General features: G+C 37.7%; 15 protein-coding genes. 9 read left to right on the top strand and 6 right to left on the bottom strand.

Annotation, left to right across the window (positions count from 1 at the left end; genetic code table 11):
- Both PLA12_02190 and PLA12_02185 read right to left on the bottom strand, forming a co-directional pair.
- Positions 1–2,115 carry an ATP-binding protein gene (locus tag PLA12_02190; protein ID HOQ31300.1) on the bottom strand — a complete coding sequence of 705 codons (2,115 nt, stop codon included), beginning with the start codon at positions 2,113–2,115 and terminating at the stop codon, positions 1–3.
- 51 nt (positions 2,116–2,166) lie between these two features.
- Positions 2,167–2,784 carry a response regulator gene (locus PLA12_02185; GenBank protein HOQ31299.1) on the bottom strand — a complete coding sequence of 206 codons (618 nt, stop codon included), beginning with the start codon at positions 2,782–2,784 and terminating at the stop codon, positions 2,167–2,169.
- A gap of 245 nt (positions 2,785–3,029) precedes the next feature.
- On the opposite strand from PLA12_02185, the gene PLA12_02180 reads away from it, so the two are divergent.
- The 8 genes from PLA12_02180 to PLA12_02145 all read left to right on the top strand — a co-directional run bounded on the left by PLA12_02180 (position 3,030) and on the right by PLA12_02145 (position 16,688).
- Positions 3,030–4,460 carry a sigma-54 dependent transcriptional regulator gene (locus PLA12_02180; protein ID HOQ31298.1) on the top strand — a complete coding sequence of 477 codons (1,431 nt, stop codon included), beginning with the start codon at positions 3,030–3,032 and terminating at the stop codon, positions 4,458–4,460.
- A 396-nt stretch (positions 4,461–4,856) separates the two neighbouring features.
- Positions 4,857–6,605, top strand: a complete 1,749-nt coding sequence (locus PLA12_02175) for a carboxypeptidase regulatory-like domain-containing protein (GenBank protein ID HOQ31297.1) — start codon at positions 4,857–4,859, stop codon at positions 6,603–6,605.
- Positions 6,559–7,149 (top strand): PASTA domain-containing protein, encoded by a 591-nt coding sequence (locus PLA12_02170; GenBank protein ID HOQ31296.1) that lies wholly within the window; start codon positions 6,559–6,561, stop codon positions 7,147–7,149. The genes PLA12_02175 and PLA12_02170 overlap by 47 nt, the downstream gene beginning before the upstream one ends.
- A gap of 172 nt (positions 7,150–7,321) precedes the next feature.
- On the top strand, positions 7,322–10,303 hold the full coding sequence (locus PLA12_02165) for a PASTA domain-containing protein (protein ID HOQ31295.1): 2,982 nt from the start codon (positions 7,322–7,324) through the stop codon (positions 10,301–10,303).
- A gap of 121 nt (positions 10,304–10,424) precedes the next feature.
- Positions 10,425–11,462 carry a hypothetical protein gene (locus tag PLA12_02160; GenBank protein ID HOQ31294.1) on the top strand — a complete coding sequence of 346 codons (1,038 nt, stop codon included), beginning with the start codon at positions 10,425–10,427 and terminating at the stop codon, positions 11,460–11,462.
- Between the two features lie 128 nt (positions 11,463–11,590).
- Positions 11,591–13,408, top strand: a complete 1,818-nt coding sequence (locus PLA12_02155; protein ID HOQ31293.1) for a metallophosphoesterase — start codon at positions 11,591–11,593, stop codon at positions 13,406–13,408.
- A gap of 76 nt (positions 13,409–13,484) precedes the next feature.
- Entirely contained in the window at positions 13,485–14,801 is a 1,317-nt protein-coding gene (gene xylA, locus PLA12_02150) for a xylose isomerase (protein ID HOQ31292.1), read from the top strand.
- Between the two features lie 138 nt (positions 14,802–14,939).
- Positions 14,940–16,688, top strand: a complete 1,749-nt coding sequence (locus PLA12_02145) for a divalent metal cation transporter (GenBank protein ID HOQ31291.1) — start codon at positions 14,940–14,942, stop codon at positions 16,686–16,688.
- Positions 16,689–16,691: 3 nt separating this feature from the next.
- Here PLA12_02145 and PLA12_02140 read toward each other — a convergent pair whose 3' ends face one another.
- A complete protein-coding gene (locus PLA12_02140) occupies positions 16,692–18,254 on the bottom strand; it encodes a hypothetical protein (GenBank protein HOQ31290.1) in 1,563 nt (520 codons plus the stop codon).
- A gap of 94 nt (positions 18,255–18,348) precedes the next feature.
- On the opposite strand from PLA12_02140, the gene PLA12_02135 reads away from it, so the two are divergent.
- Positions 18,349–18,660, top strand: coding sequence for an L-rhamnose mutarotase (locus PLA12_02135; GenBank protein ID HOQ31289.1), 312 nt, complete (start codon positions 18,349–18,351; stop codon positions 18,658–18,660).
- On the opposite strand, the gene PLA12_02130 is transcribed toward PLA12_02135, so the two are convergent.
- The 3 genes from PLA12_02130 to PLA12_02120 form a co-directional block, all read right to left on the bottom strand.
- Positions 18,657–19,421 carry a sulfite exporter TauE/SafE family protein gene (locus PLA12_02130; protein ID HOQ31288.1) on the bottom strand — a complete coding sequence of 255 codons (765 nt, stop codon included), beginning with the start codon at positions 19,419–19,421 and terminating at the stop codon, positions 18,657–18,659. The genes PLA12_02135 and PLA12_02130 overlap by 4 nt on opposite strands.
- A 27-nt stretch (positions 19,422–19,448) precedes the next feature.
- A complete protein-coding gene (gene purE / locus PLA12_02125) occupies positions 19,449–19,952 on the bottom strand; it encodes a 5-(carboxyamino)imidazole ribonucleotide mutase (GenBank protein ID HOQ31287.1) in 504 nt (167 codons plus the stop codon).
- Between the two features lie 92 nt (positions 19,953–20,044).
- Positions 20,045–21,505: a DUF4080 domain-containing protein gene (locus tag PLA12_02120; GenBank protein HOQ31286.1), complete on the bottom strand. Its 1,461-nt coding sequence runs from the start codon at positions 21,503–21,505 to the stop codon at positions 20,045–20,047.
- Positions 21,506–21,579: the final 74 nt, after the last annotated feature.

The following is a 21,579-nucleotide window of genomic DNA, read 5'->3' as shown; positions in this document are numbered from 1 at the left end:
TTATTTATCCTCTTTCATAAAATTTTCATCAAGGACTTTTCTTACTAATTTTCCTAAAGAGGAAAAGGTGCAGGGCTTTTCAAGAATAGCAGAAACCTTTAATTTATTCCCCTTTTCAACAATTTCATCATTTACCATTCCACTGGTAAGAACAATAGGTATTTTAAACCCTTTTTCCTGCAAATAAAGAATAATATCCTCCCCTGTAATTTCAGGCATAATGTTATCAATAATAGCTAAATCATAATCCGAGACAAGACCCTGTTCTATCAATTCTTTAGCAACTCTTGGATTATTTACTATACGCACCTGATAGCCTAACTTTATCAGCAAACGACCTATAATTCCTGCTAACATAGGTTCATCATCTACAATGAGTATTTTTTCTTTTCCTCTGGGAATATCTTCTTCATGGGGAATATGCAAAGGTTTTGCTTCACTATCTCCCGAATAAACAGGTAAATATACACAAAATCGCGTGCCTTTCCCTAAATCACTATATACAGATATACCACCGCCTAAACTATTTACCAAACTTCGAACTACATACAGACCAATTCCAGAACCTCCTTTCCCTCCTTGGGTTGTAAAAAAAGGTTCAAAGATATGCTCCATTATTTCCGGGTCAATTCCCACACCTGAATCACTTATAATTATACGGATATATTTTCCAGGCACTAATTCTGGATGCCTTGCTAATAATGTTTCATCTGCATTGATAACTTCCACTTTTATTACTAATGTTCCTCCCTGAACCATAGCCCGACACGCATTCAAACACAAATTTAATAGAATTTGATTTATTTTACCGGGGGAAGCCAAGACTTTAGGAATCTCCTTATCAATATCTAAATCCAATTTTATACGGGTGCTTATTTTCGGTTTTATAAGAGTTAATACTTCATTAATTACATTGTTAATATCAATAGGTATTTGTTCTCCTCCATTTTCCCGTGAGACAGATACCACCTGACTGGTCATATCTCTACCTCTTAAAACAGCACGACGAATTATATCCATCTCTTCTACCAGATTTCTGTGGTCATGATACTCACCCAAAATCAAGTCCACATGTCCTAAAATAGCACCTAATATATTATTAAAATCATGGGCTATACCACTGGCTAAATAACCCAATGACTCCATACGGTATTGTTGGGATAATCGTTTTTCGGACAGGATTTGTTGTGTGATATCTTTCATTATCACTATAACAAAATGCTCATCTTTGTAGGATACAGGACAAACATCCAGTGAGTGATAAATAGAACTATGGTCTTCACTTTTTATTTCACAAATTTTATGCCATACTTTCCCTTTTTCTAAAGTTTCTTCAAGATTGTGGAAACAAGAATCTGACTTTTCGCAAGGAACACATAAACAATCTTTGTATGTTAGCAAATTTTCTTTTTGTTTGTTTAACAACTTCTGTAATTTTTCATTTACAAAAATAACTTTACCTTTCCTTCTTGCTAAAGCAATCCCTACATCCATTTGCTCGAAGCCTGTTTTTAATAACTCCACTTCTTCCTCATGCTGTATTTTTTCGGTAATGTTATGCAGAACCCCTACTATAAAATCATGGGAATTATAAGTGGATTTATTCAATCGTATTTCAAACCAATAATCGAAATTTCCCTTCTTTACTTTTCCGTAAATAGAAAATACATAATCTGGCCTATCTATAGAAGTAAGTTCTTTAATTCCATTTTTTATTTGTTCACAATAAGGGTGTTCAAAAACATCCCAGAATTTTTTCTCTGTAGGAAGCGATATATCCAACCAATTTTTGGCTTGTTCATTTGCAGAAAAAATTGTCCCATCTACAGATAAGCCGAGAATTCCATCGGAAGAACAACGCCATATAGCCTCCCGTTCCTCTCGTTCTTTTTGCTCCTGCTGGTAAGATTTTTTTAAGGCATAAACATAACGGGATACGAGAAAATAAAGCAATAGTCCGGTAACAAGAACAAAAGCAAATCCCTTTACAGATTGTGCCTTTGTTAATAAATCACTATCTGAAATAAACCAATGTAGAAACTCATCAGATAAAGCAATCCACAACCCGGCAACTAAAAAATAGATAATAACAATTTTGTATGTTGACAATTTCATTTTAAATCACTTTCACAACATACAACAAAAACCCCATGAAAAATAAATATATTACAATCCTATATTTTTAGGACGATTTACACTTCCCGGAGGTAAAGCAAGTAAACGAAAAACCTTTTCAACCAAAACATCTAAAGAAAAGGGTTTTCTTAAGAAATCATCAAAACCATATTCCTTCAGTTTCCCAATTTCATCTTCTTCCAACAATCCTGAAATTCCCAAAACACGGGCATGCCGTGTTTCATGACGGCTTTTCAGTCGTTCACATACTTTCCTCCCATCAATATCGGATAAATGTATATCCATAATAACAAGGTTCGGATTATGCTCTACAATAAGGGCACCGGCATCAAAACCCGTAGATGCCGTAAGAACAATCATCTCCTTGTTCTTATCCGTTTTACGGGCAATAGCATCCGGAATAATGTCCAGATAAAACGGGTCATCATCTACTATCAATATTTTTGTTTCATTTGTTTCCAATCGTTCCAATGGAATGCCGTGTGCCAGCATAAATTTCCGTAAACTCTCATACGGAATACGACGGTCACCACCCGGTCCCAATCGGTAACCTTCTATTTGCCCCATATCAAACCAACGAGAAACCGTATCAGAAGATACACCACAAATAGCAGCCACTTCACCCGTTGTAAATACACGCCCTCTCATAATCAATCTCCATTTTTAAGGGTTACTGTTATCCATATATTCATAAGCATATATGATTTCTATTATAAAACACCACACTTACTTTTCTACACTTTATTATAACTCAAATGAACAAGAATAAAACATTTTTTTGTCCTTATCTCGTCCTATTCATAAATATACTCTTCGTATATATAAAAAACAATTCTTTATCTATTACTGAATTTTTGATACAATTAATTTCAAGAATAATTGATGGGAAAATCATGTCAGATAGAAAAACAAAAAAAGAAATTATCAACTTAAAATTTCTTGGGCAAAATGAACCTCCTCTTGCCCAAGAACAAGGAACTGTATTTATTATAGGCTCTGATGTGGATTATCTTACTACTGTTTCCCGGTTTATTGAAGGAACAGGACACTCTGTAATTTTATGTAATTCCATGGAACAGATTTTGACATGTTCCCGCAGAACAGTATGCGATGTAATTCTGTTAGACTTAACCATAGAATATAAAGGCAATATCAATCTCGTTTCCTTTCTTCGACAAAAGTTTCCTTCCGTAAAATTAATTCTTCTTTACAATATGGAACAGATAGAACAAGCCCTCGAAGGGATACGCATGGGGGCGTATTTTTATATCCCCAAAAAGTGCGACCCCACGGATATCGCGGTAATGGTTCATCGGGCTATATTGGAACATCGTAGAGAACAACTGCAAGAAGCCGGGTTTGAACAAATTTTATTTGAAGAATTATCGGGTAATAACACCCAGATGCGCCGTGTTGTAGAAATTATCCGCAAGGTTGCTCCCACAGATAGTACCGTTCTAATTTTAGGTGAGAGTGGTGTTGGAAAAGAAGTCGTCGCTCAGATACTTCATCGGCTTAGTTCCCGTAGAGACAAACCTTTTATTGCCATAAATTGTGCGGCATTACCTGAAAATTTATTAGAAAGTGAACTTTTTGGGCATGTTCAAGGGGCTTTCACAGGTGCCGAAAAAGATAAGCGAGGTCTGTTTGCAGAAGCAGATGGCGGAACGGTCTTTTTAGATGAAATCGGTGATATGGCTTTATCCACTCAGGCAAAATTACTTCGCGTTCTTCAAAATGGTGAAATTCGCCCTGTGGGTTCTAATACCATACAAAAAGTGAATGTCCGTATCCTTTCCGCCACAAATAAAAATTTACAGGAAGAGGTCGAAAAACGAAGGTTTCGGGACGATTTGTTCTATAGACTTAATGTAATACAAATTCGAATTCCTCCACTACGCGAAAGAATAGATGCATTACCCACATTAATTCAGCATTTTATTTCAAGATACAATCAAAAATTTGGAAAAAATGTTCAAGGAATTGATAATTCTGCCCTCGCTATGTTGAGAACTTATCCATTTCCAGGAAATGTCCGCGAACTGGAAAGTATTATTGCCCATGCAGTAATTATGGCGGAAGAACCTATTATCCATATATATGATTTGCCTGAAAATATACAACAGGGAAGATTTAAGATACTTGCTCTTCCTAACGAACAAGATAACGGGCTTTTACCTTTAGCAGAAATAGAAGCAAACCATATTCAGAAAGTATTGGAAAAAGTAAATCACAATCAAACAGAAGCGGCAAGAATACTGGGTATCTCTCGTTCTACACTATGGCGAAAAATGAAAGAATATAAAATCCCTATTAAAAAATAGCATTCCTACTACATAAAGATATAAATACTAATTCTTATAAATAACTCCCACTCTTTTTTCTTCTAATAGACATTTATATTATATTTTTAACACTCCATGTTTGCTTTTATTAACAATTTCATTCACCATTTTCTAAAAAAGATAGATATATTTTGTTAGAAATAGTATATGTAAACAATTTCTAAAACAAAATTGAGAATTGTTTTATTCTTTTAAAAGCTTTCAAATAAATCATATTCATCCTAATAAAAAAATCTTTGCAAAATTTTAAAATTTATGAATTTAAATGGCCTCTCTGGTAGGGGAGGGTGCGATGAGAATAAAAGGGACTCATTGTAAAAGCGGTAAAAAATTAAACCCAAAGACAAGGAGAAAGGGTATGTCTAAAAGTGTGTTTTGCTTCAAACCTATCTAACAAAAGTACTTGTATTATCCACAATCCTATTATTTATAGGAATAACATTAAGCACTATTTTTATCGGGCATGTTGAGGGGCAATCTGCAAATAATGTCCAAGGTCAGGTTATTAACAGTATCAGCAGAAAGCCTGTATCAGGCGTAATCGTAGAAATCAGTACAGCAGATAAACAAAGTACTGCTCCCGTCGTAACCGATGCCAATGGGCGGTTTTCATTCCCTAATTTAGGGACACTTCAACCTCCCTATCGTTTAGACTTCACAAAACGCAAATATAAACCCAAAACTGTTCAACCCGTTAACTCCGGTGCTAATATTCAGGTGGAATTAGAACCTGGAAATGTACAGAGACCTGTAACCCCTCGTGTATACAGCGGTCCACGTAGCGTCCGTATAGGATGGGATGCAAACCCTGAATATAACATCGCAGGATATAATGTTTATCGCCGTGTAGTAGGGTCCCAAACATGGCAAAGACTGAATAATCCATCCTCTCAGCCGTATGAAGGTTATATTTCTGGACTTGAATATGAAGACAAGACTGTCCAGCCTTCAACTTATTATGAATATGCTATTCAAGCCGTGAGTGATGTAGACCGTTATACCAATTTATCCTCTGCATCCGAACAGGTCAAAGGTCAATTTTTAACGGTATTCTTCCCAGAACAGGTAAATTATAAAGATGCAGGTCTATATTTGTGGGAACGGAATCCTCAAGACCCACAACAGACACGGGTGCGTATCCCGGTAAACTCCAAATCGGTTTATGATGTATCCGCTACATCCGTCCAAATAGATGCCGAATTACCTTCTGAATTATTATTAGACCCCAGTTCAATAGATGTTCAGCCGTCAGGAATAACTGCAGGGATGATGATGGCAGCGAATGCCACATATAAAAACAATAAGATTAGTGTCCGTATCACAGCAGCAGGAGTGGAGGCGGGTAGTTTATATGGAAGTGGAACATTATTTAACATTCTTGCAAAGCCCAATTTATCTATTCAAGGGACACAATGTGGACCATTACATCTTATTCCGAATGATGGTGCTGGTAATGGAGTGCGTTTATATGATGTGACACAAAGTTCAAAACCTCTGGATTTAGAGTTACAGGATGGGCAACTTTGTGTTACCGGTGGCTGTATCCATGGTGATGCGGACAATAATAAAGTTGTTGAGAAAGCAGATGCTCAATATGTCTTGGATTATTGGGTAAAGAAGAATAACGGTAACGAATGCATTTTGAAATCAGGTGATATAAACCTTGACAGGTTGGTAGACAGTGCTGACTCCAGTTTAATCCAGCGTTGGTTAGCTGGAAAAGATATAACACCGCCCAAGACCAAAGGATTAGAAAAGAGTTATGATGAATATCTTCAGGATGTTTTGTGGTTAGCCGATGCAGGTTCATTATCCGCAGAGTCCATTTTGGCTGATATAGAGAAGGCAGATGTTACTGTAAATGTTTGGTTAAGCGATTCATTAACAGGCTCTGCAGGGACAGAAAAAACTATATCTGTATTAGCAGATAATGTATCCAATGTATCGGGCTATAACATGATGTTGAATTTTGATAAAGATTTAGCAGAGGTGTTGAGTGTTCAATTAGGTAGTGCAGCAACAGGATTAACGCTGAGTTATAACTCGGATGTAAATGATAGTGGGAATCTCAGAGTAAGTGCTGCGGGCGAAGAGAATATGGGGGGGGAAAGGCAGTGGTGTTGAATTATTAAAAGTTCGTTTTCGTATGAAGGGAGATGAGGGGAATGCAGAGTTGGTATTAGCCCAGGTACGAATTAATGATGTATATGCCTATGTCCCACTATTTAACGACCCGAAAGCACCAAAAATTTTGAAACAAGAACCTACACCAGAAGGTGAAGGAACTACGGAAGGAACTACTGAGGGCGAAGGAGAACCGCAAAGTAATAAAGTTGCCGTCCCAGATGTTGTTGGTAAAACCGAAGCAGAAGCAAGGTCTTTAATTACTTCGGCTGGTTTGACTGTAGGAACAGTTACTCAAGAATATAGTGATAGCATTCCTGCGGGTAAGGTAATTAGCCAAACCCCATCTGCAGGGACACAAGTAAATGCAGGAAGTGCTGTTAATATCGTTGTGAGTAAAGGGACTAAACCTCGGTTTATCGTGTCTTGTGGTTCCAGCAATACCAGTGGTTCTTATCTGGCTGACATGATTCTGCTTGGTTTAACATCCGGATTACTATTTATTCACATAGGTCGGAAAACAAAATCCCCATTTCTCAACTAATAATAGAGAAGGGTTATTGCAATGAATCAACGAGGCATCCTACTTGCTGCAAAAGGGGATGCCTCTAATTTCTTTCACTGTTACAATATCTCACGGTAAATGTATTTTAATTATGGTAAAATTAGTTTAGACAAATAAATAACCAACAAATGATTAGAAGAAGGAGACAAATATGAGTAAAAAATTTTTTACAACAAGTGCTTTTCCCAACCGATGTAGGGAAATCATAAGCATTTATTTAGTGCTAACAGTCCTATTGTTTATTTCAATAACAAAAGGAAATGCACAAACGAGCAATGAAATAAACATTGTTCAAGGAGTTTTTGGGGATGCTGTAGGGCTAAACAAATATGTTCCCGGAAGCACAATCAATGTAAACATTACATTTAATAAAAACACATCGAACACAATAACCGCATTGGGTTTGACCTGTTTACTTCCCGCAGGATGGCAATATCAGGGCGGAACAAATCAGCCTCCTATTGCTCCTGCCGTAGGTACTGTTTCAGACGGAACAAATCCATTAGAATTTGGATGGATATTTGTACCATCTTTCCCATTCACACTAAGTATGAATATAAGCATTCCGTCTTCTGCTCAAGGTCCTGCTCAAATCCAATCTCAGGCTCTATATCGCCTAACAGGTGGACAATTGTATTCAAATATAGAGACTTTTAGTTTCACGGGTGAATATATTGGCACTCCAGAAGGTGTAGTTGAAGGCACTCCCGAAGGAACTCCTGAGGGAACCCCGGAAGGAACTGTTGAAGGAGAAACAACCAACACAGTTCAAGGGGTAGTCATTAATAGTATCAGTCGTAAACCCATAGCAGGTGTAACCGTTGAAATAAGTATTGCGGATAAACAAAGCACTGCACCGGTTGTAACTGATGCCAATGGACGCTTTTCATGGACTAATTTGGGAACATTAAATCCACCTTACCGGTTAGACTTCACAAAACGCAAATATAAGCCAAAAACATTACAACCTGTAAATGCGGGAGCCTATATTCTTGTAGAATTAGAACCTGGAAACATACAGGTTCCGACCCAACCACGGGTTTATAGTGGACCGCGTAGTGTTCGTATCGCATGGGACACAAATCCAGAATACAACATAGCCGGATATAATGTATACCGCCGTGTAGTGGGAAATCCTGCTTGGGAGAGATTAAATAATCCATCGGCTCAGCCCTATGAAGGTTATATTTCTGGACTTGAATATGAAGATACAACTGTCCAGCCTTCAACTTATTATGAATATGCCATTCAAGCCGTGAGTGATGTAGACCGTTATACTACTCTATCGCCTGCATCCGAACAGGTTAAAGGTCAATTTTTGACAGTATTCTTCCCTGATGATGTTGCCTACAAGGAACCTAGTTTGTATCTATGGGAAAGAAACCCACAAGATCCACAACAGACACGGGTGCGTATCCCTGTAAATTCAAAATCGGTTTATGATGTATCTACAACATCAATACAGATTGACGCGGAACTTCCTGCTGACTTGCTATTAGATATGGATAACATGGAAGTAGAACCTTCGGGTATAACCGTAGGTATGATGATTTCTGCAAATGCAATATACACAGGAGCAGGTGTCTATAATGTCCGTATTGCTGCGGCTGGTGCGGAAGGTGGAAGTTTATATGGTTCAGGAACATTATTCAATATTCTGGCAAAACCCAATCTATCTTTAGAAGATACTCAATGTGGGCCATTACATCTTATTCCTGATGATGGAGCAGGAAATGGTGTAAGACTTTATGATGTTTCAAACACAGGAGAGATAAATTCTCAAACAAAACCTCTGGATTTAGAATTAGAAGATGGACAGTTATGTGTTACCGGTGGCTGTATCCATGGTGATGCGGACAATAACAAAATTGTAGAAACAGCAGATGCACAATATATTCTCTCCTATTGGGTTAAGAATGTTCCCGGTAATGCATGCATCATGAAATCGGGTGATATTAACCTTGATGGGTTGGTAGACAGTGCTGACTCCAGTTTAATCCAGCGTTGGTTAGCCGGAAAAAATATAACACCGCCCAAGACCAAAGGATTAGAAAAGAGTTATGATGAATATCTTCAGGATGTTTTGTGGTTAGCCGATGCAGGTTCATTATCCGCAGAAGCCATCTTAGCTGCAATAGAAAAATCTGATGCCTCTGTAAATGTCCAGTTAAGTGAACCATTAACAGGCGAACCTGGGACAAAGAAAACTATATCCGTATTAGCGGATAATGTATCAAACATCTCCGGGTTTGTGATGGTGCTTAATTTTGATAAAGATTTAGCTCAGGTGGATAGCGTAGAATTAGGTCCTTCTGCAAGTGGATTGGTATTGGTTTACAACGATGATGCAAATTCCAGTGGTAGTTTAAGAATTAGTGCTGCGGGCGAAGAAAACTTAGGGACAAAAGGAGATGGCATCGAATTAGTCAATATCCACTTTACCATGATAGGCAATGGAGGAAATGCCGAATTAGTATTGGCACAGGTAAGGATCAACGATATCTATGCTTATGTCCCTATGTTCAATGACCCGAAAGCACCAAAGATAATAAGCCAAGAACCAACTCCTGAAGGAGAAGGCACACAAGAAGGAACTCCCGAAGGTGTAGTTGAAGGCACTCCCGAAGGCACTTCCGAAGGAATTCCAGAAGGTGTAGTTGAAGGCACTCCCGAAGGAACTCCCGAAGGAACTCCAGAAGGTATAGTTGAAGGCACTCCCGAAGGTACACACGAAGGAACTCCCGAAGGAATCCCAGAAGGTGCAGTTGAAGGCGAAGGAGAACCGCAAAGCAATAAAGTTGCCGTCCCAGATGTTGTTGGTAAAACCGAAGCAGAAGCAAAGTCTTTAATTACTTCGGCAGGCCTGGTTGTAGGTAAAGTAACTCAGGAATATAGTGATAAAGTTCCGAAAGGGAAAGTAATTCGCCAAGCACCGACTGCGGGGACACAAGTAGACCGCGGAACTGCGGTAGACCTTGTCATCAGCAAGGGTGTAAAACGTCGCTTCATCGTGTCATGCGGTTCGGGAACTACCTCGGATAGTTCGCATATTCCAGATATGATTGCATTAGGATTAGTCTCCGGATTGCTATTGCTTCGTTGGCGTAAAGTATCACCTTTTATGAACAATTAAACCCTATACCTTTTTAATAAAGGCAGGGGAGCAGTTTCAAAACTGCTCCCTTGTTTCTTTATAGTTTATAGTTTTTTATTAAATAATTTGTATAATATATATATATCTCAGGATAAAACTTATGTTCAGAGGAACTTCACAACAACAGATTCTTTCTATCAAAATTTTAATTTTTATATTACTCCTCTTATCTATCGGCTGTAAGAAGCCAGAAATATTAAAACCAATAGATAACCCTCCAATCCCTGTACGAGGTTTCTTTATGGGACTGTTACCTATTCCTGCCCAGGGACAATCTTTTGAGGATGCCTATTCACAAGCAAAACAGTATTCAGAATTTGTTCCTGTATGGGGTAGACCTACACCATTTTACAATCTTGCAAGCGACTTGAAAGGGGATTGGGGAAAAATCTTTGTTCAGCAATTCATTCGTGAGAACGGAATGTTTCCCCTTATTCATTTGTCATTTATAGGACCCGGTTTATCTCTTGTGGCACCACCAGGGATGGACAATCCAAGTTTAAGCGACTCAAAATGGAGAGCAGAGTATAAAAAAAGCGTCTTAAATGTGATTAAAGTCATAAAACCTTTATATCTCTCCATTGGTAATGAAGTAAATAGATGGTATGAAAAATATGGATTGGAGGGCAATAATGGATTTGAGCATTTCGTTTCACTTTATGAAGAGATATACGATGAAGCAAAAAAGATTTCGCCTGCTACAAACCTATTTTGCACTTTTGCCCGAGAAATAGTCTCTGAAAACAGGGAAGCAGATTTAGAAGTACTTCGCTTTTTCAATCCTGATAAAATGGACTTGCTCATTTTCACCAGTTATCCCTACTCATTAGGAATAACCCATCCCTCCCAAATTCAAGATGATTACTATTCTCGTTGTGTTGACTACATGCCTGAGAAGCCCTTTGGATTTTCTGAAATTGCCTGGTCATCTCTTGAAGCATTGGGAGGTGAACAAGCACAAGCCGAATTCTTAACTCAGTTAACTACTCGCCTTACAAAGGACAGAGGAATACAGTTATTCATGTTAGGCTGGCCATGGCTACATGATTTAGATGAAAAGGATACCATTGGATTGATTAGAATAGATGGAAGTGAAAAACTCGCCTATTCAATCTGGAAGAGTATCTCTGAACAATAATTTTGTACCTATTTTACAGTCTTTATATAAACTAACATCTAGTCATTAACAATAAATTTTTCTCTCAAGGGTCCTTTCGTTATAAAATAATAAGCAAACTTATTTTACCAGAAGTTAGGAACACAAAAATGTTAAATAAAGCAATCTCAACGATTATTTTTTATCTTTCAATATTCCTCCTCTTTTCTATTAACGGAAACCCAGAGACTATTGTTGAAAAATCATTCAAATCACTTCGAGAAAATCCTCCCTTATGTTCAGAACAATTCCATTTTATTGTCGTTGGGGATACACAGCCCGGCGAACCTCATGAGTTTTCTCCTTTCTTCTTTCGGATGATAGATGAATGGAATATATTAAAACCTCCATTTGTCATAAGTCTGGGTGATTTAATTTTAGGAGGTGCCGTCGAAGGTTTAGATTCTCAATGGTCAGAATTTGAAAATATTATTGCTAAACTTCATATACCTTTTTTCCCAGCACCGGGTAATCACGATATATCCGATAAAGCATCCGAGGAAATATATAAACAGAGAATGGGTCCTGTATGTTATGCGTTTACTTATGGAAATGCTCGTTTTATATTTTTAGATACTGAAGAGCCTGGTCAGATAGACACCTTTTCCGATATTCAGATAGAATGGCTTAAAAAAGAATTAGCAAAAGTAAAGGAAAAACACCTTTTTGTTTTCTTCCATAAACCTTATTTTGTTGACCCGAAACATCCAGGATGGTCTACCATTGAATCCCTTTTACAACCGTTTCCAAGTGTGTTTGTATTTGCAGGACATGACCATCGCTATCTAAATGTAGGCAGACGCGGAAATATCCAATATGCAATATCCGGTGGAGGCGGAGGTCCTATTCGCACGGACCCGGAGGAAGGTGGTTTTCATCATTATCTATGGGTTCAAGTGAATGGGAACACTGTTTCCTGGTCAGTTATAAAACCGGGCAACATCGAGCCAATAGATATTGTTTCAAAAGAAAAAATAGACCTGCGTAATTTATGGAAATCTTCTATTCAGATACATCCTATTGAGTGGGAATGGGGTAGTCCAATTCAGATTGAAATCCCCATGCAAATAAATAATTTAACAGACGAAGCGGCCATGGTGAAAATTCTCTGGGACATTCCTTCCCCTTGGAACCTTTCGTTCCCTTGCAACGAATTCCAACTTGCTGGACGACAATCCGTTTCTCCGATGATAAAAATAAATCGAGATACAGGTCTCCCCAAATTATATCCTGTTCCCAAAGCGAAAGTTATAGTAAATCAAAATAGTTCTACACTTTCTTTTGATTTGCCTTTCCCCATTTATCCATCAATATCCATTCCTTATATTCATAATAAACCTTCTATAGATGGAGACCTGATAGAATGGCAAAATATTCCTGAATATCCACTGTTATATCCCATTCGTTTTGACCCCGAACAAAACACACAAGACCTGCAAGCATCCTTGAAATGTGCCTGGAATGAGGATGGCATTTACATGGCGGTTCAGGTTTATGATAATGAATTTTATCAACCGTTTGCAGGGGATATTGTCTGGTGTGCGGATAATCTGGAATTGTTTTTGGGGGAATGGGAATGGAGTTTAACACGAACAGCCAAAGGTCCTGAAGTTTTTCTTTATGTAGGACCTGGTCGTGAGGAAGAAACTGTTAATAACATCGTTCAACTTGCCGTAATACGGAAAGACCCATATACCTACTATGAGGTTCACTTCCCACCTTCAGAATTAACACCTATTAAATTACAAGCAGGCAGTAAAACGACCTTTTCGCTTATAGCCAATGACCTCGATACCAGCGGAGAAAAGCCAATAAGACATTGGTTAGAATTTATGCCCGATACAGGTTCAGGTAGCGATGATTTTCCACGCACTATTTTTGTCCTGAAAGCACCCAATGAATCATTTTTTAAACAAGATTGTAGATGAACAAAGATGTAATAAAAAATATTATATAAGTATAATGTATAAAACTTAAAAATAACCATCAAAGGAGGTTTAACTCATGGCTGAATATTTTCCTGAAATAAAGAAACCTATTGCTTATGAAGGTCCTGATTCTAAAAATCCTCTTGCATTTAAGTATTACAATCCCAAAGAAAAGGTGTTGGGAAAAACAATGGCTCAACACCTTCGTTTTGCGGTATGTTATTGGCATACCTTCCGCGGAACTGGTGCGGATATGTTTGGGTCGCAAACACTCTTTCGTAATTTCCGTAGTGGAAGTGATGAGATGAAAATTGCAGAGCAGACACTTGAGGCAGCGTTTGAATTTTATCAAAAGTTAGGTGTCGGCTTCTGGTGTTTTCACGATACAGATATAGCACCTGAAGCAGATACATTATCCGAAACCAATAAACGGTTAGACCATATTGTTTCACTTGCAAAGAAATATCAAAAAAATACAGGCGTAAAACTTTTATGGGGCACCTGTAATCTTTTCTCTCATCCCCGCTTTATGGCAGGAGCCGGAACAAACCCTTCACCAGAAGTATTTGCCTTTGCCTCTGCAAAGGTTAAAAAGGCTCTCGAAATAACCCATGAATTAGATGGTGCCGGATATGTATTCTGGGGTGGTCGCGAAGGATATGATACACTGCTTAACACAGATATGAAACGCGAATTAGACCACTTAGCCCTGTTTTTACAGATGGCTGTGGACTATAAGAAAAAAATTGGATTTAAAGGACAATTTTACATTGAACCAAAACCTAAAGAACCAACAAAACATCAATATGATTTTGATTCCGCCAGTTGTTACGCTTTTCTTCAACATTATAAATTGGTGGAGCATTTTAAGTTAAACATTGAAGCCAATCATGCCACTTTAGCAGGCCATACTTTCCATCACGAATTAGCATTTGCCGCAATAAATGGGCTATTGGGTTCTGTGGATGCTAATCGGGGAGATTTACTATTAGGTTGGGATACAGACCAATTCCCAACAGACTTATATGACACGACTTTAGCCATGTATATCATCTTAAAAGCAGGTGGATTTACTACAGGTGGACTAAATTTTGACGCTCATGTTCGCCGTCAGTCCATAGACCCCATAGACTTATTCTATGCACATATCGGAGCAATGGATGCTTTTGCTCGTGGTCTTAAAATAGCCGAAAAACTTATTAAAGACAAAGTATTCGAAAAAGCCATTGCACAGCGATATGCAGGCTGGGATAAAGACTTAGGCAAGAAAATTGAAAGTAAAAAGGTTTCTTTCGTCGAATTAGCAAAATACGCTGAAGAACATGGTGAACCAAAACTCCAAAGTGGTCGTCAGGAATTGCTTGAAAACATCTTAAATGATTACATAAGATAAAATTTCAAACAATCTAAAATTGGGAATAATCCTGAACAGGATTATCCCCTTAAAGTTTAAATACAATAAATCTATTATAAAAATAATATATATATACTAAACAAAAATTTATTTTCATAATATATAAGGGTCTTATTCGTGTCAGAAAAAAAAGATGTCATATTAGAGCAAATAAAATCCATCGCACCCAACATACAAAAAGAACGAGAATTATTAGTTCAGTCCCGTCAACAAGGAAAGTGGGCATTATTTAAAACCTTTGTTCGATTTTCAGGTCCAGGATGGTTACAAAGTGCTACCACATTAGGTGGAGGTTCATTATCCTCCAGCATGTATTTGGGAGTGCTTGTTGGGTTTGGCTTTCTCTGGCTACAACCGTTAGCCATGATAGCAGGTATTATTATGTTAAGTGCGATATCTTATGTAACTTTATCAACAGGTCGCAGTCCCGTTAGAATGATTAACGAACATGTAAACCCCCTATTAGGCTGGAGCTGGCTATTGGCAGCCATGCTTGCAAATTTTGTTTGGGCAATGCCTCAATACTCTATTGCCATTGCGTCTATACAACAAAATTTACTCCCTCACCTATTCGGCCCCCCAACGGTTGAACCGTTTATAGGAAAGGTTATCATAGGGATACTGATACTATGCATTAATCTAACATTTCTTACGCTCTATACCTTCGGAGGCAAAGGTGTAAAGATCTTTGAAGTTATCATAAAACTTATGGTTGCTTCTGTTGTCATTTGCTTCTTCGGTGTATTTATTGTATTAAACATCAAAGGGCAAATCCACTGGCAAAAATATTTAGCAGGGTTTATTCCTGATTTCTCCTTGTTTTTCTACCCATCAAAAGAACTAATGCCCTATATAGAACAAGTTCCGGAAAAGTTTCGAACCTATTGGATAAACCTGATTGTCTCACAACAGCGGGATGTAATGATAAGCTCTGCAGCCACAGCCGTAGGAATTAACATGACTTTTATGCTCCCTTACTCCATGTTACGAAAAGGATGGGACAGGGAATTTCGTGGACTTGCAATATTCGACCTTGCAACAGGCTTGTTTATTCCATTTATCTTAGCAACAAGTTGTGTAGTTATTGCTTCAGCTGCACAATTCCATGCAAAACCTGCTCCCGGTTTCTTAGGGGAACAAGATGAAAAAGGAAATCTTATCCAACCCGCCCCTAATTTAATGGGTAGTTTCCAGAGCCTTATCGAAGGAAGAATTATCTATGAAATAGGGAAGGAACAATGGAACATTCTATCAAAAGAAGAAAAAGAAGCAAGAATTAAAAGACTACCAGAAGCCGACCGTAAATTATCGGCTATGATGGTTCGTCGAGATGCTTTTAATCTTTCCGATGCCTTAACACCTTTAACAGGTCCTACCGTTGCAAAATATATCTTTGGCATTGGTGTTTTGGGAATGGGGTTAGGGGTATCCTCTATGTTAATGTTAATTAATAGTCTATGCTTTTGTGAACTTTTAAACCGTCCTTTACGGGGTCTCCCTCAATTTATAGGTGGTGCTATGGTCTCGATTAGCCTGCTCGGCGTATTATTCTGGAAAGATGCTCAAATGTGGCTTGCTATACCAACTTCCGTATTTTGCATGACCTTGTTACCTTTGGCTTATCTATCCTTCTGGCTACTTTTAAACCAGAAAAAACTATTGAAAGATGATTTTCCACAAGGGCTAAAATTCTGGTCATGGAACATTTTATTATTCATTGCATTCACTTTATCGCTAATAGGTGCCATTTGGTCTATAATATCAAAAGTAGGTTATAAAGGGATTGGTATCGTTATTGCATTTTTAGTCTTGATGCTCATCTCTCACATCTATCGAAAGAAAAAACAAAAAGTAACGAGCAATTAACTTTTATAACTCAGTTATAGTAATTAAAATTGAAGTATTCGGCATAAGTTCTAAGAACAATCCTTTTTGCAATTCTTCCCCTTTAATCTTTATTTCATCTTTTCCTTCAATGTGAACAAGATATTCTTTATCCGTATCCACAGTGAACCATTCTGGGAATTGATTTAATCGTGGATAATCCATAGGAAAATGGAAATAAACCTTATGTCTTGGCACATCAAATAGTAGTTTTCCTGTCCATTTCCAATGTGATTTTACTACAATTCGTAGTGTTTTGACTTCGGTCTTTATAGAACCAACATATACCTCTGCGTTCCATGGAAAAACATAACATCCCTGAGACTTCCAGAACGCATACATTAACATGGTTCTTGCGGTATTCCCATCTCCATGCCAACCTTCCACGATTCCAGACGGTCTTTGTTTTTTCAAAAGACGCTGTGCCGTATAATCAGCCCATCTTTCTGCATTTACCGACGGAAAACGATTTATTAAATTTATACAGCCTTCTAAAGAATCTGCCAATCCATCGGCTCCATCATTTTCCCAGGGATAATCTCGTGAAGACCATAAATTATCGAGAGTTTTTTGTACTTCCTGCAAGTATTCATTTTGATTATCCAGAATTCCTACGGTAGCTATTGCATTATAGTTATAACCCCAATTATCAGTCAGTGTTTCTCGAAGAACCTTTTTCTCTTTTGGATTAATAGCCTCAAAGAATAGCCCTTCTTTATTTCGCCCAATGTCCAGTATTTTCTGTATCATCCTGTGCATTGGTTCTTCCCATTGTTCCCTTTTATCAGGGGCTTTATATGCAGACAACAAATATACTTCAGAAAGTCCTCCAAAAACTTCACAACCATGGTCATCCAATTGGAAATATTCACTATCGGTTGGTAGATGATATAAGAAAAAGTAATCGCCTAACCGAAACGCCCATTCTTTATACTTATCATCTCCTGTTAACCAATATATTCGACACAATCCCTGTAATAAATCTCCTCCAACTTCATGGGAAACATCGGGTAATAAACCTACTTCTGTTTCTATTTTTGAATTTTTCCATATATCATCCATAAGCCCTATCATTCGTTTAGACCATTCTGTGGGCCCCAGATATTCCGTTAAGGGTAATAACCCATCTTTGATATATTCCGATGCCCCAAAGATAAGGTCGGTTAATTTAGGTTCAGGTTGACGAAAAGATTTTTTAACGAGGTCCCAATCATCGGGAAGTCGGTCTATCCGATTACATAATTTTTGTTCGTTCTTAAGAATATTCTTCATCCGTGTTTCGAATATATAACGGTCTGTAAAATAAGCACTCAAAGTGAGAAAGGGATAATTATCTGCCGAACAATCTTTCGCATTCCAGTAAGTATCGCCTTTTAAATTTCGTGGGAATAAATCAGTTTCCGGGTCTACAAATTGCATCCATCCACTTAAAACATTCCTGCAAAATAGAAGGGCTTCACCATTAAGATATGCATTTTGCAAAAGAGTTTCATTTCCTGTCTCTGAAAAAGCTGCACCTACTAATAAGAATACTGATAGGATACCCATAATTCAAACCTTTCATGTTTACATTAAAGTTGAGGAATAGATAAAATTATACAAATTTATACAATATAAAAAAAGTAAAATAAAGGAGATGTGTATGTATAGATATGCTTTTATGATGAGACTTAAAGATACAAGCGTTATAGAGGAATATGAACAATTGCATGAAGATATAGGCAAAGAAGTGTTGGAGGCTCATCAGCGAGCAGGATTTCGAAATTATTCAATTTACCGTCATGGATTGGACTTGTTTGCCTATTTTGAGTCGGAAGACCCGGAAAGGTGCTTTACCCGTATTGTTCAAGAACCCATCATGAAAGAATGGTGGGCAAAAACCAATCCACTTATGGAGACGGATGGGAATAAACCGCGTTTTATACCCATCCGTGAAGTGTTTCACATGGATTAAAATAATAGGGAATAAAAAACAGGGAGAAGCAATCCTATACCTAATATAATTATCCCAGTAATAACAATATTCCGAAACCTTTGGGGGGTAATAAACCGGTCTACATAGAAACCTAAATACATTCCCACAATAAGACCAGGTAAGCCCCAAAGGGAATAATAGAAAACATCTTTTGTTATCAGACCTGCAAAGATATGCCCTGCTATGATAATGAAACCATTTACAAAGAAAAATGCCTGTAATATAGAACGGAAAGAGCCCTTATCTTTGTGTGTAGTACTTGCATAAATAATTACCGGAGGACCATTAGCATTGTATGCTCCTCCCAAAATACCGGCACAAAAACCTGCTATGGCACCCCAAAAAAAATGAGGACGACTCACAACAGATATTTCTTTATTTATTTCTTGGTTGTTATTATAGAAGAACGAATAGATTCCATAGGTTACAAGAATGATTCCTAACACAGCATTTAAAAGTTCCTCATTACCCCCTTTAAGAAGTAGCAATCCGATAGGAACGCCAAAAATGGAAGGAACAATCAGTATAAGAGAATGTTTCCAATCGAGGTCTTTCCAGTTCTGCCAAAGGACCCCTAAATTAACAATCTGCCCTAACAGGGCTAAAAGTGGAGCGGAAATCTGTAGCCCAATAGCAAATACAAGTATAGGCATGCCAACCAACGCAGAACCAAAACCTGTTGTTGCATGCACAAAACTTGCAATAAAAAAAGCACAAAAGACAAAACAACCAGATAGCAAAAATACAATTCCTATGTTTTAGAAAAATTACTCTTCAGGAAGATTTGTTTCCAGAATTTTCTTTGCCTGTTTCTCGCGATATTCTGTTAATTTTTCTTTCAGTTCTGGATATTTTTGTGAGAGAATAGCCACTGCCATCAGTCCTGCATTGATAGCACCTGATTTTCCTACGGCAAAACAACCGACAGGGATACCAGGCGGCATTTGCACAATGGAATAGAGGGCGTCTAATCCGTTTAACGCACCCGAAGGAATCGGCACACCTAATACGGGCAATATCGTGCAAGAAGCAACTACGCCCGGTAATGCAGCTGCCATACCAGCACCTGTGATAAATACTTCTACTCCACGCTCCTCTGCAAATTTCACATATTCTCTTAACATATCAGGAGTCCGATGTGCAGATAAAACACGGGCTTCATGAGGGATGTCAAAATCTTTTAATATTTTTGTTGCACCTGACATTACATCCCAGTCTGATGCACTTCCCATAATAACACTTACTATGGGCTTTCTTTCTGGAACTGTCATATATTTCTCCTTTGTCTAATATATTTTTCAATGTTATTTTACATATATGAAGAATTCTTTTTCTACAACATTATTCGTAAAGGAATGTTTTTCTAATCAGAAATTTTCTTTGACATATTTAGTTTTTCAGTTCTCCCGGGTTTTTGATTGTAATCTTCACGGATGGCTTTTTCAATAATATCTGGCGGAAACTTATTCATAGCAAGGAGATATGAAAATAATAAATTAGCAAGGGTGGAAAGGGATAATTCATGTGTTTTTCCTGTCTTCTTCCAAACATAATCACTAAAATCTGAAAAAGCGTCAAAAGGAGTAGTCCCTGTTTTCCACAACAAATTAAGAGAGTAAGAAAAATTCCCTTGATTATAATAAAGTTCAAGATATCGAGCCATTCTTTTTAACTTCTGTAACTCTTCAAAAGATAAGGTGCTTGTCTGCAATATTTCATAAGGTGGGAAAGGGGCAAAAGCCATTTGATATTCTTCAATATGTCTTGAAATCGGTGCTCCGCGTAGTCGTTTCAATATCCCCAATTGAATTTCCTGTGGAGCGGCTTCAATAAGATAATTAAATCCTTCACGAAAACTATCCCAGGTCTCTGCAGGCATACCTGCGACTAAATCAGCATGTATCTTTGCCCCTGTTTTCTCTTTCAGGAATTGCAATACTTCAAAGGTTCTTGTCAAATTTTGACGACGCGAGATTAATTCTTGTGTTTTTCTGTTTACTGTTTGCAACCCAACCTCCAGATGTAAAGTACCATCAGGAAATTTCTTAAACTCCTCTAATATTCTATCGTTCAATCTATCCGGGACAATTTCAAAATGGATACGCATATCCTTCTTCACAAATTTCAGGAAGAACTGTATAATTTCGAGGGCATGGTCATCGCGTACATTGAATGTCCTATCTACAAAAGTAAAGTTCTTCGCTCCCCTTTGTATAAGTTTTTCCATTTCCATTAAAAAATGTCCCCTATCAAAGAAACGGACACCCGTCTTTATGGCAGATAGGCAAAATTCACAATGGAAAGGACAACCCCGAGAACTCTCCACATAAATTATTCTGTGTGCTATGTCTTCTTCTGTGTAATCATCATAAGGCATTTGTATCGTGTTTAAATTGTCAATTTCTCCTGCCCATACCTTTTGTTCTGGCTTTTGACCCGCTAAAATTGCCTCTACCAACTGAGAAAAAACAATTTCCCCTTCTCCTTGAATTAAATAATCGGCTACATGGAAAATAGGCATGTCTTCGTATTCATAAGTAACTTCAGGTCCTCCAATGATAATTATCGTCTGTGGAGCAACTCCTTTTATTATCTGTGCCACTTGGGTTATTTCCTGAACATTCCAGATGTAAACTCCCAAGCCTACCATTTGTGGTTTTTCCTGTAAAATACTTTCCGCAACAAATAAAGGTGTTTGTTTTAAGTGAAATTCTTTAACTACGCATTGCCCTTTCCACCTCCCAAGATTGGCACGCAAATACCGCAAGCCAAATGCAGAGTGTGAATATCGTGCTGTTATCGTAGAAAGAATAATAGGAACCATAAGGTAGTTTTCCTATGCATGATATAATTTTGGATATATTTTGGATATATTGTAATATGTTCATAATTATTGAA

The sequence above is a fragment of the Candidatus Hydrogenedens sp. genome (assembly GCA_035378955.1).
Taxonomy (GTDB): domain Bacteria; phylum Hydrogenedentota; class Hydrogenedentia; order Hydrogenedentales; family Hydrogenedentaceae; genus Hydrogenedens.
The sequence above is the reverse complement of the archived record's forward strand: the minus strand, read 5'-3'. Positions and strand labels throughout refer to the sequence as shown.